The organism is Rhodoferax sp., assembly GCF_028714215.1.
Taxonomy (GTDB): domain Bacteria; phylum Pseudomonadota; class Gammaproteobacteria; order Burkholderiales; family Burkholderiaceae_C; genus Rhodoferax.
The window spans coordinates 50,522-66,163 of sequence record NZ_JAQTMS010000022.1 but is presented as its reverse complement, the minus strand read 5'-3'; the positions used below and the strand labels follow the sequence as shown (position 1 = coordinate 66,163).

The 15,642-nt window shown below is 63.2% G+C and carries 12 protein-coding genes and 1 pseudogene; 4 read left to right on the top strand and 9 right to left on the bottom strand.

The features are described from left to right. Positions 1-32: 32 nt before the first annotated feature. The 8 genes and pseudogenes from ybiB to PHS32_RS11815 form a co-directional block, all read right to left on the bottom strand. Positions 33-941, bottom strand: a complete 909-nt coding sequence (gene ybiB, locus PHS32_RS11850) for a DNA-binding protein YbiB (protein ID WP_301079173.1) — start codon at positions 939-941, stop codon at positions 33-35. Positions 942-984: 43 nt separating this feature from the next. Beyond that, positions 985-3,833, bottom strand: a pseudogene (locus PHS32_RS11845) (molybdopterin-dependent oxidoreductase). Between the two features lie 35 nt (positions 3,834-3,868). Beyond that, positions 3,869-4,255: a nitrite reductase small subunit NirD gene (nirD, locus tag PHS32_RS11840; protein ID WP_301079172.1), complete on the bottom strand. Its 387-nt coding sequence runs from the start codon at positions 4,253-4,255 to the stop codon at positions 3,869-3,871. Then, a complete protein-coding gene (gene nirB, locus PHS32_RS11835; RefSeq protein ID WP_301079170.1) occupies positions 4,252-6,729 on the bottom strand; it encodes a nitrite reductase large subunit NirB in 2,478 nt (825 codons plus the stop codon). Before nirB ends, nirD begins: the two co-directional genes overlap by 4 nt. Before the next feature lie 128 nt (positions 6,730-6,857). Beyond that, positions 6,858-7,694 carry an ABC transporter ATP-binding protein gene (locus PHS32_RS11830; RefSeq protein WP_301079169.1) on the bottom strand — a complete coding sequence of 279 codons (837 nt, stop codon included), beginning with the start codon at positions 7,692-7,694 and terminating at the stop codon, positions 6,858-6,860. Continuing rightward, positions 7,691-8,623 (bottom strand): nitrate ABC transporter permease, encoded by a 933-nt coding sequence (gene ntrB / locus PHS32_RS11825; protein ID WP_301079168.1) that lies wholly within the window; start codon positions 8,621-8,623, stop codon positions 7,691-7,693. Before ntrB ends, PHS32_RS11830 begins: the two co-directional genes overlap by 4 nt. A 57-nt stretch (positions 8,624-8,680) precedes the next feature. Continuing rightward, positions 8,681-9,925: an ABC transporter substrate-binding protein gene (locus PHS32_RS11820; RefSeq protein ID WP_301079167.1), complete on the bottom strand. Its 1,245-nt coding sequence runs from the start codon at positions 9,923-9,925 to the stop codon at positions 8,681-8,683. Between the two features lie 321 nt (positions 9,926-10,246). After that, the gene (locus tag PHS32_RS11815) at positions 10,247-10,873 is read right to left on the bottom strand and encodes an ANTAR domain-containing protein (RefSeq protein ID WP_301079166.1); all 627 of its coding nucleotides are present in this window, start codon (positions 10,871-10,873) and stop codon (positions 10,247-10,249) included. Between the two features lie 103 nt (positions 10,874-10,976). Here PHS32_RS11815 and tsaD point away from each other — a divergent pair, with 103 nt between their 5' ends. Then, positions 10,977-12,029 (top strand): tRNA (adenosine(37)-N6)-threonylcarbamoyltransferase complex transferase subunit TsaD, encoded by a 1,053-nt coding sequence (tsaD, locus tag PHS32_RS11810; protein ID WP_301079192.1) that lies wholly within the window; start codon positions 10,977-10,979, stop codon positions 12,027-12,029. 5 nt (positions 12,030-12,034) lie between these two features. Here the strand turns inward: tsaD and PHS32_RS11805 are convergent, their stop codons facing one another. Further along, complete coding sequence (locus PHS32_RS11805) at positions 12,035-12,415, bottom strand: Hsp20/alpha crystallin family protein (protein WP_301079165.1); 381 nt, start codon at positions 12,413-12,415, stop codon at positions 12,035-12,037. Positions 12,416-12,509: 94 nt separating this feature from the next. Between PHS32_RS11805 and PHS32_RS11800 the strand changes: the two genes are divergently transcribed. From PHS32_RS11800 to rpsO, 3 genes are all read left to right on the top strand, one after another. Continuing rightward, entirely contained in the window at positions 12,510-13,790 is a 1,281-nt protein-coding gene (locus PHS32_RS11800; RefSeq protein ID WP_301079164.1) for a branched-chain amino acid ABC transporter substrate-binding protein, read from the top strand. After that, positions 13,790-14,989, top strand: a complete 1,200-nt coding sequence (locus tag PHS32_RS11795) for a pyridoxal phosphate-dependent aminotransferase (protein ID WP_301079190.1) — start codon at positions 13,790-13,792, stop codon at positions 14,987-14,989. Before PHS32_RS11800 ends, PHS32_RS11795 begins: the two co-directional genes overlap by 1 nt. 187 nt (positions 14,990-15,176) lie before the next feature. Further along, positions 15,177-15,443 carry a 30S ribosomal protein S15 gene (gene rpsO, locus PHS32_RS11790; RefSeq protein WP_301079163.1) on the top strand — a complete coding sequence of 89 codons (267 nt, stop codon included), beginning with the start codon at positions 15,177-15,179 and terminating at the stop codon, positions 15,441-15,443. Positions 15,444-15,642 lie beyond the last annotated feature (199 nt).

Sequence of the window (15,642 nt, the reverse complement as noted above, 5' to 3'; positions counted from 1 at the left end):
TTGTTGTTACCAGGCCTGTTACGTGCAAAAAATTACAGAGCTACTTGTCGCGACAACTCCAGGATATGTTTCACTTGCAGCGCAATCGGGGTAGGGACCGGCGTCTGCCCGTTCAACACCGCCTGAATCCAGATGGCGGTACTGTGCGCGTCGGGTGACGGCAAGCCCGGCAGGCTGACCAGGGAACCAAGCTGGGCTTCCTGTACCCTAGTGACCTGCCCGTCGGCAAATACGTCCATGGCCGGCGTGCGCCGCGGGTCGGCCACCGGCTCACCTTCGGTACCACGCAGCAGCAGGGCACGGACTTGTACCAGCCGTAAAGTGGCGGCCATGGCCTCGGCATATTCCGGATGCGTGTAACTGCCAATCAGGATTGCCGGAGCGTCACTGGGATTCATCAGCTTGACCAGACTGTGCGCCGGATTGCGCAGGCCTACCACGCGGCGCACCTCCAGCAGGCGTGCCAGACCGGGGCACAACAAGCCGGTGGGAACAAATTGAACCGCGTTTTGCGCCAATTTTTCAATCCTTGTCTGCGCCGGAAAACCAAGCTCCTGGAACACGTCTTGGGCGGAGACACGGGTCGACTCCGTGCTCATGCCATGCACCACCACGCTCAGGCCCTCGCGCGCCAGCAACAGCGCCAGCAAAGGTGTGAGCACCGGCAGCTTGCGGGCGCCGTTGTAGCTGGGCAGCACCACGGCAGGGCGGCCATTGCCTGGAATTTTGTGCAGTCGTGCTTCGGTGGCGTCCAGAAACCCGGCCATCTCAAGCGCTGTTTCGCCCTTGATGCGCATGGCCAGACAAAACGCGCCGATTTCCAGGTCGGTCACCGTTCCGTCCAGCACCTGTCCCAACAGATCTCCGGCCTGCTCGCGTGTCAGGGCACGTGCGCCGTCCCTGCCGCGTCCGATTTCCTTGATGTAGTTGCCAATGCCCATGCCTGGATTGTCCGTGAATGTGGATAGCTTGGGGTAGGAGGGTTTACGCGCCCAGCCATTGGCGCGTTGGTGCGTTGGCAGGACTGATGCCATCGATGCTGTCCCTCACCATGCGCTGCAATTGAGGTAGACAGGAGCCGCAGTTGGTGCCGCAACGCAAGCCGCTTTTCAGGGATGCCAGACGAATCGCAGCCGACCCAATGGATTGGCTCAGATGCGCCTGAATCGCCACATCGGTGATGTTGAAGCAGGCGCACACCTGCTTGCCGCGTGACGCCATCTGGACAGGTGGCCTGGCGCCGGGCAGCAACAGCGCGCGGCCGTAGGCCTGGGCCGGCTGTTCCTCCTGCAGCAGCGTCGTGATCCAGTGCTGGGCACGGGTGTCGCCGGCCAGCAGGAATCCTTCCAGCAGGGTGTCGGTCGCGCCGCGCCGCAGCAACGCGGTGCGGCGCTGACCACGTTTCTTGTCCACATAGCGCAGCGGCAGCGGGCCGTCCAGATGCAACAGTGACTCGATGCGCTCCAGCACCCCGTCGGGGGGCGCGTTAAAACTGCTGGCGCGAAACAGCAGGCCGCTGCGCTCCCGGCCCGGGGCATCCGGCGCCGCGTTGTTGCTGAATGGCACGCAACTGGCATAGGCAAAGCACGCCATCAACTGACGCAGCGCGTGTTGCGCCGACAGCACGAACTCGGGGGGCAGCCAGGCGATGGCCAGCAGCGACCAGGGTATTTCCGCCGGCAAGACCTTGACGGCGGCGTGTTTGAATTCGGGCTGTTTGGAGTCCGGGCAATAAGCCGAGGTGGTGAGGGCGTTGACCCCGGCCAACCGGTCGCCGCTGGCGCTCTGGCCGCTCAGAAACTCTTCACCCCAATGCATGGCCATGAAGACCTGACCAGCGCCCAGGTCGGCACTGCCCTGTACCGGCACCAGGATAGTGCCGCGTTGGCTGGTGACACGCACCAGTTCGCCATCCAGCAGTTGCTGGATGGCCATGTCCTGCGGGTTCATCTGCAGGGCCGGCTCGCGCACATGCCCAAACAGGCGGCCCAGCGTGCCGCTGCGGCTCATGCCGTGCCACTGGTCGCGCAGACGCCCGGTGGTGAGCGAAAACGGGTAGCGCGCCTGGCGTGCTTCGGCCACCGGCCGGTAGACGGTGCTGACGAAGCAGGCCCGGCCATCGGCGGTCGGGAAGATCGCATCCTCGTAGAGTCTGGCCTTGCCCTGGGTCTGGCCTTCAGGCAGCGGCCATTGTTGGGGTGACTGCTCCAGCATGGGGTAGGACATGCCGGTGATGTCGAGGTCGCGGCCGCGGGTCGATTCGCGATGCTCCAGCCAGATGGACTCCGAGCTGGTGTACGGGAACAGCGACTTTGGGCGTGGCAGCCGCGTCTCCAGGCGGCGTGCGAAATCGACGACGATCTGCCAGTCATGGCGGGCTTCGCCGGGCGCCAGCACGGCGGCGCGCACGCGGCTGATGCGGCGTTCGCTGTTGGTGACGGTGCCTTCTTTTTCGCCCCAGGTGCTGGCCGGCAGCAGCAGGTCGGCGTAGCGGCCGCTGGCGGTGCCGGCAAAGGCTTCCTGCAGCACCACGAATTCGGCGCGTTCCAGGGCGCGGCGCACGGTGCTCTGATCGGGCATGCTTTGCGCGGGGTTGGTGCAGGCGATCCACAGGGCCTGGATTTCGCCGTCGGCGGCGGCCTGGAACATTTCCACGGCGGTTTTTCCGGCTTGTGCCGGCACGCTGGGCACGCCCCACAAGGCCGCCACCTCGGCGCGGTGCGCCGGGTTGTGCAGGTCGCGGTGGCCCGACAGCAAATTGGCCATGCCGCCGACTTCGCGTCCCCCCATGGCGTTGGGCTGGCCGGTCAGCGAAAAAGGTCCGGCACCCGGTTTTCCAATCTGTCCGGTGGCAGGTGCAGGTTGATCAGCGCCGCGTTTTTGGCGCTGCCGCTGCTGGACTGGTTCAGGCCCTGGCAGTACAGGCTGAGCGTGGGCGTGCGCTGCGCCGCGTGATCGGATGAGACGCCGGCAAACAGGCGCGCCGCCTGCAGCAAATCGGCTCTGGAGATGCCACAGGTCTGCGTCACCAAGTCAGGCGTGCAGTCGAGCACGTTGGCCTTGAGAGTCTCAAAGCCGCCGGTGTGGGCGGCGATGAACGCGCTGTCAACCCAGCCTTCCCACAGCATGATGTGCAGCATGCCCATCAGCAGCAGCACATCGGTGCCGGGCTGGATCGGCAAGAAGAGGTCGGCCATCGCGGCGGTGTCGGTGCGGCGCGGGTCGCAGACCACGATCTTGAGCGCCGGGTTGGCACGGCGCGCCGCTTCAATGCGGCGAAACAGCACCGGATGCGCGTAGGCCGTGTTGGAGCCGATGATGAACAGCGTGCTGGCGTGCTGGATGTCGTCGTAGCAGGCGGGCGGCGCGTCCATGCCCAGCGTCTGTTTGTAGCCGGCCACCGCGCTGCTCATGCACAGGCGTGAGTTGCTGTCGATGTTGTTGCTGCCAATCAGTCCCTTGACCAGCTTGTTGAAGACGTAATAGTCTTCCGTGAGCAGTTGCCCGGAGATGTAGAAACCGACCGCATTGGGACCATGCTCCCGAATGATTTGTGCAAAGCGCGCGGCGGCAAGATCGAGTGCGCTGTCCCAGTCGCAGCGCTGCGCCGGCTCCCCCCGCTGCGCGCGTCGCAGGGGGTGCAGCAGGCGGCTTTGCCGCGTCACGGCCGCGCTGGCGGTGAGGTGCAGCGTGGCACCCTTGGTGCAGAGCCGGCCGAAATTGGCGGGATGATCCGGGTCGCCACGAACGCCAGTGATCTGGTTGCCAGCGGACTCGATGATGACGCCACAGCCGACGCCGCAATAGGGGCAGGTTGATCGGGTCTGGCGCAAGCTGCTCGCCGCCGCCGTCGGAGCGGGCTCCAACCTCATGCGTGCTCGGTTTGCCGGCCTGCCGGGCCGGCCACCGGAGCGACCAGGTCGATCGCGTGGCTGGCCAGCTCACGCGCATCAAGGTGCACCACATTGGCTTCCACCTTCACGCTGAAGCGGGGTGTGCAACCCACATCGGGCGCAGCGGCGCAGCCATCGGCCAGGCCAATGGTCCAGTTGTGCAGGGGACACGCCACACTGGCGCCAAACACGATGCCCTGGCTCAGCGGACCGCCCTTGTGCGGGCAGCGGTCGAGCAGCGCAAACACCTGGTCCTGCGCGTTGCGAAACACGGCGACGTCCAGGCCACTGGCGCGGGCGACGCGGCGCGCGCCCAGCACTGGGATGTCTTCAAGCCGGCAGATTTTTTTCCATGCACTCATGCCAATATCCTCTGGAATTGCCGGGTATCGACCGCGGCCTTGTCAAATTCAAACCAGGGATCGGGCTCGCCGTCCAACGCAAACTGCAGGCTCTCCCACAGTGCCTTGCGGCCCGCAGGATCGTCCAGAATTTTCTTCTTCACATAGTCCAGGCCGACGCGGTTGACAAAGTGCACGGTGCGCTCCAGGTACCAGCCTTGCTGGCGATACAGCTCGCAAAAGGCGCCGGTGTACTCCAGCACTTCGGCAGCGGTTTTCAGTTTGGTGAAGAAGTGCGCAACTTCGGTCTTGATGCCACCGTTGCCGGCGATGTACATCTCCCAACCACTGTCAACGCCGATGATGCCGACGTCCTTGATGCCGGCCTCGGCGCAGTTGCGCGGGCAGCCGCTGACCGCGAATTTCACCTTGTGCGGCGCATACATGCCGACAAAGGCGCGCTCCAGGTCCTTGCCCATTTGCGTGCTGTCCTGCGTGCCCATGCGACACCATTCGCTGCCGACGCAGGTCTTGACGGTGCGCAGCGCCTTGGCATAGGCGTGGCCGCTGGGCATGCCCAGGTCCTGCCAGACCGCCGCCAAATCCTCTTTTTTCACGCCCAGCAGGTCGATGCGCTGACCGCCGGTGACCTTCACGGTGGGGATCTTGTACTTGTCCACCGCGTCCGCAATGCGGCGCAGTTCACTGGCCGTGGTCTCGCCGCCCCACATGCGGGGAATGACGGAGTAGCTGCCGTCTTTCTGGATGTTGGCGTGGCTGCGCTCATTGATGAAACGGCTTTGCGGATCGTCCCTGGCCTCCTTCGGCCAGGTCGAGATCAGGTAGTAGTTGATGGCCGGGCGGCATGAAGCACAGCCGTTGGGCGTGCGCCATTCCAGGAATTGGTAGACCTCGGCAATGCTCAGCAGCTTGTGCTGCCGGATGGCGTCGCGCACCGCCTGGTGACCGTGGTCAGTGCAGCCGCACAGCGCCTTGGTCTTGGGCGTGGCCGAGTAGTCGCCGCCGGCGCTGAACATCAGGATCTGCTCCACCAGTCCGGTGCAGGAGCCGCAGGAAGCGCTGGCCTTGGTCTGTTTGCGCACCTCGTCCAGCGTGAACAAGCCCTGGTCCTTGATGGCCTTGCAGATGGTGCCTTTGGTGACACCATTGCAGCCGCAGACCTCGTCGCTGTCGGTCATGGCGGCGGCCTGGTTATGGCCCTCATGGCCGGCGTCGCCGATGTTGGACTCGCCGAACATCAGCCGGTCGCGGATGTCGGTGACATTGCGGCCGTCGCGCAGCAGCTTGAAGTACCAACTGCCGTCCACCGTGTCGCCGTACAGGCAGGCGCCGACCAGCTTGTCGTCCTTCAGCACCAGCTTTTTGTAGACACCGCCGGCCGGGTCGCTCATGACGATCTCTTCCGTATCGTCGCCGCCCATGAACTGGCCGGCAGAAAGCAGGTCGATGCCGGTGACCTTGAGCTTGGTCGAGGTCAGCGAGCCGCTGTAGCGGCCGATGCCGAACTGCGCCAGATGGTTGGCTGCCACCTTGCCCTGCTCGAACAGCGGCGCCACCAGGCCGTAGGCAATGCCGCGGTGCGCCGCGCATTCGCCCACCGCGTAGATGCGGGCGTCGGTGGTGGTCTGCAGCGTGTCGCTGACCACAATGCCGCGGTTCACGTGCAGGCACATGGCTTCGGCCAATGCGGTGTTGGGACGAATGCCGACTGCCATCACCACCAGATCGGCGGGCACCTCGCTGCCGTCCTTGAACTTGACCGACTTGACGCGGCCACCTTTGCCATCCTCTTCGCCACCGACCAGCTCCTGCGTTTGCGCGCCGATCAGGAATTGCATGCCGCGCGCTTCCAGCGATTGCTGCAGCAGCTTCGCCGCCACGCTGTCGAGCTGGCGTTCCATCAGCCAGGGCGCCACATGCACCACGCTGACCGTCATGCCGCGCTTCATCAGGCCGTTGGCCGCTTCCAGCCCGAGCAGGCCGCCGCCGATGACCACGGCGTGCTGGTACTTGCCGGCGGCGTCGATCATGGCCTGCGTGTCGGCAATGTCGCGGTAGGCCAGCACGCCCTGCAATTCTTTGCCCGGCACGGGCAGCATGAAGGGGTTGGAGCCGGTGGCCATGATCAGGCGGTCGTAGGGTGCGCTGATCGTTTCACCGGCGGCGTTCTTCGCATGCACGCTGCGCTTGACGCGGTCGACCCCGGTCACGGTCCAGCCGGCGTGCAGGGTGATGCCGTTGTCCTGGTACCAAGCCCAGTCGTTGAGGACGATCTGGTCCACCGTTTGTTCCCCGGCCAGCACCGGCGACAACAAAATTCTGTTGTAGTTAGGGTGCGGCTCGGCGCCGAAGACGGTGATGTCGTACAGGTCGGGGGCCAGTTTCAGCAGTTCCTCCAGCGTGCGCACCCCGGCCATGCCGTTGCCGATCATCACCAGTTTCATCCGGTCTTTGGGCTTGACGCTCATGTCCATGTCAATCTCCGATGTTGCAAGTCTTGCTATTCAGGCCAGGGACACCGCGGAACCGGCTTTGCCGGGCCGCTGGTGTCGCCCCCTTGAGGGGGAGACGCGCCGAAGGCGCGGCACAGGGGTGCTTCTGTTCATGCGGCTTTCTCCACATGGGCCTGGCGCGTGTACAGGAAGTCCATCACCGCCTTGCGGCAGTGCAGGTACTGCGCGCTTTCGGCCAGTTCGACCCGGTTGCGCGGACGCGGCAGCGCCACGCGCAGAACCTCGCCGATGGTGGCGCACGGCCCGTTGCTCAGCATCACGATCCGGTCGGACAGCAGCACGGCCTCGTCGACATCGTGCGTCACCATCACCACGGTGCTGTGCGTCTTGGCGACGATCTGCAGCAACTCGTCCTGCAGCTTGGCGCGGGTCAAGGCGTCCAGCGCGCCAAAGGGTTCGTCCATCAGCAACACCTTGGGCTCCATGGCCAGCGCGCGCGCGATGCCAACGCGCTGCTTCATGCCGCCCGAAATTTCGCCCGGACGCTTTTGTGCCGCCGCGCCCAGGCCCACCAGCGCCAGCGCGGCATCGGTGCGCGCCCTGAGTTGCCCCTTGTTCTCCGACACGGCGCCGGTCGTCCGGTTGCCGGCGCCAAAGACCCGCTCGACGCCCAGATAGACGTTTTCGAAACAGGTCAGCCAGGGCAGCAAGGAATGGTTCTGGAACACCACGGCCCGTTCCGGGTTGGGGCCCGAAATCTCGCGGTTGGCGCACAGCAGGTGGCCTTGCGTCGGCAGTGTCAGACCGGCAATCAAGTTCAGTAGCGTGGACTTGCCGCAGCCGGAGTGGCCGATGAGGGTGACAAACTCGCCCTTGGCGACCGTCAGACTGACGTCTTGCAGCGCGCAGAACGGGCCGCTGCGGGTCTTGAAGGTTTGGCCGACGCCGGCGATCTCGATGTATTTGGTCGCTGCTGAGTCGCTCATGATTTGACCTCTTCAAACGTGAACGCGGTGGCGATTTTGATCAGCGCGAATTCCAGCATCAGCCCGACGATGCCGATCACAAAAATGGCGATGATGATGTTCTTGACGTTCAGGTTGTTCCACTCGTCCCAGACCCAAAAGCCGATGCCGACGCCGCCGGTCAGCATCTCCGCCGCCACAATCACCAGCCAGGCGGTGCCCACGGCCAGCCGCACGCCGGTCAGCATATAGGGCAGCACCGAGGGGAACAAAATCCTGGTAAGGATCTTCCATTCGCTCAGGTTCAGCACCCGCGCCACATTCATGTAGTCCTGCGGCACGCGCTGCACGCCGACGGCGGTGTTGATGATCATGGGCCAGATCGAGCAGATGAAAATGGTCCAGATGGCGGCCGGGTTGGCACCCTTGAACACCAGCAAGCCGATCGGCAACCAGGCCAGCGGCGATACCGGACGCAGCAGGCTGACGATGGGCGTGAACATGCGGTTCAGGAACTCGAAGCGACCGATCATGAAACCGGCCGGAATGCCCACCGCGGCGGCCAGCCCAAAACCTGCCGCCACGCGTTGCAGCGACATCAGGACGTTCCATCCAACCCCTTGGTCGTTGGGGCTCTTGCGGTAGAACGGGTCGGAGAAGATGACGATGGCTTGCCGGAAGGTGTCCGCCGGCGAGGGGATGCTGCTGGCGGTCGTGATGGACACCAGCGCCCAGATGCCCAGCAGCAGGCCCAGGCCCAATATGGGCGGCAGCAATGCCAGCCAGAAGGCGCGCCAGTCGAACGTGCGGGCGCTGGGTCTTGCCGCGAGTTCCGGGGCTTTCTGGTGGACCGCTTGCGACGTCTCCGTGGCGACTGCCTGCGGCTTCACGGCGGATGGACCAATCGTCGCGGCGGGCGCCACCGGAGAGTGAAAAACTGCGCTAACCATGGTGTGCAACTCCTGCGAAATGACGGGGGACAAAGCGCTGGCCGGCCCGGCGCGGCTTCAGGCCTTGATCCTGAAACTGTCGGCGTATTTTTTCGGGTCCTTGCCGTCCCACACCACGCCGTCCATCAGCTTGGAGCTGCGCATCGCGTCTTTGGGCAGCGGCGTGTGGCTGGCGCTGGCCGCCTGCTTGTAGATGTCGATCTGGTTGATCTGTTTGGCGACCGCCAGGTAATCCGGGTGCTCCCGCAGCAGGCCCCAGCGCTTGTGCTGTGTCAGGAACCACATGCCGTCCGACAGGTAGGGAAAATTCACCAGGCCGTCGTTGTAGAACTTCATGTGGTTGGGGTCGTCCCAGGTCTTGCCCATGCCGTTCTGGTAGCGCCCCAGGATGCGCTGGTTGATGGCGTCCACGCTGGTATTGACGTAGCTCTTTTCGGCGATAGTTTCAGCCATCTTGTTTTTGTTCTGCAGTCCGGCGTCAATCCATTTGCCGGCCTCCAGAATGGCGGCTGTCACGGCGCGCGCCGTGTTGGGGTATTTTTTGACGAAGTCGCCGGTCGTGCCCAGCACTTTTTCCGGGTGGTCCCGCCAGATGTCCTGTGTGGTGACGGCGGTCACGCCAATGCCGTCGATGATGGCGCGGTGATTCCAGGGCTCGCCGACGCAGAAGCCGTCCATGTTGCCGACGCGCATGTTGGCCACCATCTGCGGCGGCGGCACGGTGATGACCTTGGCGTCCTGCATCGGGTTGATGCCGTTGGCCGCCATCCAGTAGTACAGCCACATGGCATGGGTGCCCGTGGGGAAGGTCTGGGCGAAAGTGTATTCACGCTTCTCGGCAGCCATCAATCGGGCCAGGCCAGCGCCATCCACCGCGCCTTTGTCGGCCAGTTTCTTGGACAGCGTGATGGCCTGGCCGTTTTGGCTCAGGTTCATCAGCACGGCCATGTCTTTCTTGGCGCCACCCAGGCCCAGATGCACGCCGTAGACCAAGCCGTACAGCACATGGGCAAAGTCGAGTTCGCCGGTCATCAGTTTGTCGCGCACGCCGGCCCAACTGGCCTCCTTGGTTGGGATGATCCTGACGCCGTATTTCTTGTCGATGCCCAGCACGGAGGCCATCACCACGCTGGCGCAATCGGTCAGCGGAATAAAGCCGATCTTGACCTCGGCTTTCTCCGGTGCGTCGGAGCCTGCGGCATAAACCGTGGCGCGCAGGGCGGGGCTGATACCAATGGCACCGACGGCGGCGCTTTGCAATACCGCGCGGCGGCTGACGCTGGCGTTAAGAAGATCGGGCATGGCACATTTCCTCGAGGTTTCGGGTTGCAGAAAACAAAAAAGGCGTCCGCACCGAACAGGTGGCGGCTGGAGGGCCGCTGCCTGTGGGTGGGGACGCCTTTGTCCTGGTGTGGCCGTCTGCGCTCGCCGTTGAGAGCAGACGATCAACTGACCTTCGTTGGTCTTGTCATCGGTGACGCAATCTGCATGCCAGCTTGCAGGGGCATCAGGTTGCTATGAATTCAGAAGCATTGCGTCGAACATGGGCCGGTGTTTGTGCCCTCTTTTCTGCTGCGGCAGCGGGTTGACCGTGGCAGCACCAATTCCGTGCGGCGCACCAAGTCAGGACAGTAGGTCGGCGGCATCGAGCACGCGCTGCGCCATATCGGCCAGTTTTAGCCCCTTGTCCATGGCGGCCTTGCGCAACTTGTTGAACGCGTCGGGCTCACTCAATCCCTGGCGCTGCATCAGCAGTCCTTTGGCTCGGTCGACGACCTTGCGCTCCTGCAGCTCGGTCCTGGTGGCCGCCAGTTCCTGGCGCAACAACTCCTCATGCTGGAAGCGGGCCATGGCCACGTCCAGGATCGGCCGGATGCGCTCGGCCGAGAGCCCGGCCACGATGTAGGCCGACACGCCGGCGGCCACCGCGTCTTTCACGTGGCGGGTATCACTGTCGTTGGTGAACAAGACGATAGCGCGGCGGGCGTCGCGTGTTGCCATCACCACATGCTCCAGCGCGTCGCGGGCTTCGCTTTCGGCGTCCACGATGATCAAGTCAGGCTGCAACTGGGCCAGCCGTTCGGTCAGGAACACGTCGGCCGGCAGGCTGGCCACCAGGTTGAAGCCGCTTTCCAGCAGGCCAATGCGCAGGCTGCGCGAACGCTCCGCCTGGCTGATGGCGTAGTCATCGCTCTGGTCTTCTATCGCCAGATTGGGGGCGACGACGACGATTCGCAGGGCTTCATTCATGGTCACATTTCCGCAAGAATCGAGCCAATGACGGGCCGGCCTCGGGCCGGGTATCGGTTTGCGGGAGCAGGCATCCCCTAAACTCAAGCTCATGGCGAAAAACTTGCAAGTGTTGGGGATTGAGTCCTCGTGTGACGAAACCGGTGTCGCTCTGGTCGAGCTGCGGGGCAGCGAACTACCGCTGTTGCTGGCGCATGCCCTGCACAGCCAGATCGAGATGCATCAGGCGTATGGCGGTGTGGTGCCCGAGCTGGCCAGCCGCGACCACATTCGCCGGGTCTTGCCTCTGACGGAAAAGGTATTGCTGGAGGCCAAGCGGACACTGGCGGACATCGACGTGGTGGCTTTTACGCGCGGCCCGGGTTTGGCCGGCGCTTTGCTGGTGGGAGCCGGCGTGGCCTGCGCGCTGGCTGCGGCGCTGAAGAAGCCGGTGCTGGGCGTGCACCACCTTGAAGGCCATTTGCTGTCGCCGTTCCTGAGTGCCGACCCGCCGGAATTCCCCTTCGTGGCGCTGCTGGTGTCGGGGGGACACACACAATTGATGCAGGTCGATGGAGTCGGGCGCTACACGCTATTGGGCGAGACGATTGACGACGCCGCGGGTGAAGCGTTCGACAAGTCGGCCAAACTGCTGGGCTTGGGCTACCCGGGGGGGCCAGCCTTGTCACGTCTGGCGCAAAACGGTGACCCAGCAGCGTTCAAGCTGCCGCGTCCCCTGCTTAACAGCGGCAACCTTGATTTTTCCTTTGCCGGTTTGAAAACAGCAGTGATGGTGCAGGCCAAAAAGTTGGCGCTTGCGCAGGGCTGTGCCGTCGAGGCTTTGCCCAGTGCAATGCTGGCTGATCTGGCGGCTTCCACTCAGGCGGCGATTGTGGAGGTACTGGTGAAGAAGGCCCTGACGGCGCTGTTTCAAACCGGCTTGACGCGGCTGGTGGTGGCGGGCGGTGTCGGCGCCAACGGATTGTTGCGCCAACAGCTCAACAGCGAGTGCGCCAAGCGCCGGTTGCGAGTGCATTACCCGGAACTGCACTTGTGCACCGACAACGGAGCCATGATTGCCATGGCCGCCGCCATGCGCCTGCAGTCAGGACAACAAGCGGCCAGCGCGGTTTACGCCTTCGACGTCAAACCGCGCTGGCCGCTGGATTTGCTGTAGAAAAATCAGTTGATGGTCAACTCGGTGGCGCGGCTGATCGGGACCAGTTTGCCGAGCTTCAAGGTCAGCACGCCATTCTCCAATTTGGCCTCGCTGCCGGCGGCATCAATGTCCTGCGGCAATTCGTAGGCCTGCTGGTACTGGCGTGGCGCGCCTTCCTTGCTTTCAATGCGGACGATGCTGCCCTCGATGCCAATGCTCAACTGGTCCTTGGCAACGCCGGGCACGTCGAACGTCAGCGTGTAAGACTTCTCGTCCTGTTCCAGGGCGCAGGATTTCTGCTGGCTGGCCAGTCGGGTTTCCTGCAGGAAGCGCTCCAGTGAACGGCCGGCGGGTGAATTGAATTGACGGCGGAAGCTGGCCGGGGCGGTGGTGGCAAAAAACATGGGTAACTCCTAGTAAACTGCGCGGCGTTCAACACGAACCGCCGCTTGTCTCGAATCTGCGAATGAAGCGGCGTTATTCAAGAGAAATTTCAATATGTTTATTCTTCTCCGCCGGGCCTTGAAATCGCTGGCGATGGCGCTATGTGTGGCTACCCTGGTGCAGGCGCAGCCGGCACCCGCGCCGATCAGGATCGCCATGATTGAGAGCCTGAGTGGTCCGTTTGCGAACACCGGCGAGGCCGTTTTTCGCAACCTGATCTGGGCCGTGGAACGTGTCAATGCGCGCGGTGGCGTGAAGCTTGCGGGGCCCGGCGGCGCCGCTGGCAACCGCCTCTTGCTGCTGGAGCGCTATGACAGCAAAGGTCAGAACGAGGAAGCTTTGTCGGCCCTCAAGTCGGCGATCGACGAGGGCGCCCAATTTGTCATGCAAGGCAATTCGTCGGCCATAGCAGCGACCCTGATCGATGCCATCAACAAGCACAACGAGCGCGAGCCGGACAAGCGCGTTTTGTTCTTGAACTACTCGGCGGTCGATCCGATTCTGACCAACGAAAAATGCAGCTTCTGGCACTTCCGTTTTGATGCCCATGCCGACATGCGCATGAGCGCGCTGATGGAAGTGCTGAAAGAGGACCAGGCCCTGAAAAGCGTTTACATCATCGGCCAGGACTACAGCTTTGGCCACGCGGTGGCGCGTGAAGCCAGGCGCCAATTGGGGCTGTTGCGACCGGACGTGCAGATCGTCGGCGAGGAACTGCATGCCATGGGTCGGGTCAAGGATTTTTTGCCGTATGCCGCCAAGATCAAGACCAGTGGCGCGCAGGCCGTCATCACGGGCAATTTCGGCAACGATTTGACACTGCTGGTGAAGGCCGCGAAAGAAGTCGGCTTTGACGGCAAGTTCTACACTTTCTACGGCAATGCGCTGGGCGCGCCGGCGGCGATGGGTGACGCCGGCATTGGCAAGGTGGTGGCAGTGGCGGATTGGTTGCCCAATGTGCAGAACGCGCAAAGCGTTGCCTTCTACCAATCCTTTCGCCAGCGTTTCCCCAAGCCGGCCGACGACTACGTTCACATGCGCATGCAGTTGATGGTGGAGTCGCTGGTGCAGGCGATGGAGAAGGCGGGGACCGCCAACGCAACGGCCATTGCCCGACAACTGGAGGGAGCACGCATCAGCTTTGCGTCACAGAGCGGCGTGATGCGGGCGTCCGACCATCAGTTCCAGCAACAACTGGTGGTGGGTCTGATGGACCGGCAGGGCGCACCTGGCGTCAAGTTTGACGTCGAAGGTTCCGGCTACGGTTTTCGGGTCATCAAGACGGTTACTGCCGCCAATGCCGAGCAGCCGACCCGTTGCAAAATGCAGCGGTAATCAATTCCCAACCCGAGGCCGCCATGCGCCAAGTCATCCAGAACCTTGAAGAGTCCAAAATCCGCGAAGTCGCCAATGCCGGCATGGGGCGCAGCGATGTGCTGGCCTTCTGGTTTGGCGAGAGTGACGAGGTCACGCCCGACTTCATCCGGCAGGCGGCCATCGAGTCGCTGCAGCGCGGCGAGACCTTTTATTCGCATAACCTGGGGCTGCCGGAATTGCGCCAGGAGATCTCGAACTACATGAGTGCGCGCCACGGCCCGATTGGCGTCGATCGGCTGGCGGTGACCAGTGGCGGTGTCAACGCATTGATGCTGGCGGTACAGCAGTTGGTGGATGCTGGCGATGAAGTGGTGGCCGTGACCCCGGTCTGGCCGAATCTGACGGCCCAGCCGACCATCATGGGAGCCCATGTCAAGTGCGTGGCGCTGGTGCCGGTGGCCGGCGCCTGGACGCTGGACATCGACGCCCTGCTGGCGGCTGTTACGGCGTCCACCAAGCTGCTGATCATCAACGCGCCGAACAATCCGACCGGTTGGACGCTGGCGCGCGAAGAGCAGCAGCGCATCTTGGACCATTGCCGTGTTACCGGTACCTGGATCCTGGCCGATGAGGTCTATGAGCGGCTTTATTACGAGCCCAGTTTGAACGCTTGCGCGCCCAGCTTCCTGGATCTCGCCAGGCCCGCCGATCGCCTGGTGGTGGTGCACAGCTTTTCCAAGAGTTTTCTCATGACCGGCTGGCGGCTCGGCTGGCTGGTGATGCCTCCCAGCATGACGCACCACATGGGCAAGCTGATTGAGTTCAACACTTCGTGCGCCAGTGTTTTCACGCAGCGCGCCGGCATCGTTGCCCTGCAGCGTACCGATGAAGTGACGCCCCAGGTGGTGGCGCATCTGAAGGCCTGCCGCGACACCTTGATTCCCTTGTTGCAGGCGATCCCGGGCTTGCAGGTGGCCGCGGCGCGCGGCGGCATGTACGCTTTTTTCAGATTGCCGGGCTTTGACGATTCACTCGCCACCGCCAAGCGACTGGTGGTTGAGGCCGGGCTTGGCTTGGCGCCAGGGGATGCGTTCGCACCGGAGGCGCGCGGCTGGCTGCGCTGGTGCTTTGCTTCAAAGGACACGCAGCGGCTGGTGCGGGGGGTGGAACGACTGCGGGACTGGCTAGCGAAACAACCGGCGCGGTGGAATGGTTAAACCAGGGATGCCGCCGAACCGGCTCCTTCGTGCCGCCGGCATTGCCCCTGGTCGGGGGTGACTAAGCGACACGAAGTGCGCGTAGCCTGGGGTCGAGCTATAATCCCATGGCTTTGCACATTGCACAAGCGCACGTCAGGGGCAGTTCCAGCGCCTGACGCAAGTTCACATCAAACAGGAAAATGACATGATCGCATCCAGTATCAAAGCCGCTGTCGTGAAAGACAACGCACGCCAGCCCGGCGACACCGGCAGCCCTGAAGTGCAGGTAGCACTCCTGACTGCCCGTATCAACGAACTCACTCCGCACTTCAAGACCCACGCCAAGGATCACCATGGCCGTCGTGGTTTGTTGCGCATGGTGAGCCGCCGTCGCAAACTGCTGGATTACCTGAAATCCAAAGACGCCGACCGTTACACCGCGCTGATCACCAAACTGGGTCTGCGCAAGTAAGCGTCGATTGAATGATGAACGCCTGAGTTAGGTTACTAGCTCAGGCGTTTTTTACTTCGGAGCAGGCAAAAACGGAGCGAAGCTGTGTCATTCCAGAGTAATTCAGACGAATTTCTCTGGAATGGCATCGTGTTCTGTGATGCCGAGTCCGGGCTCGGGCGAGGTGGCCTGCACTTCCCAAATTGACCAGGAGAAAAGA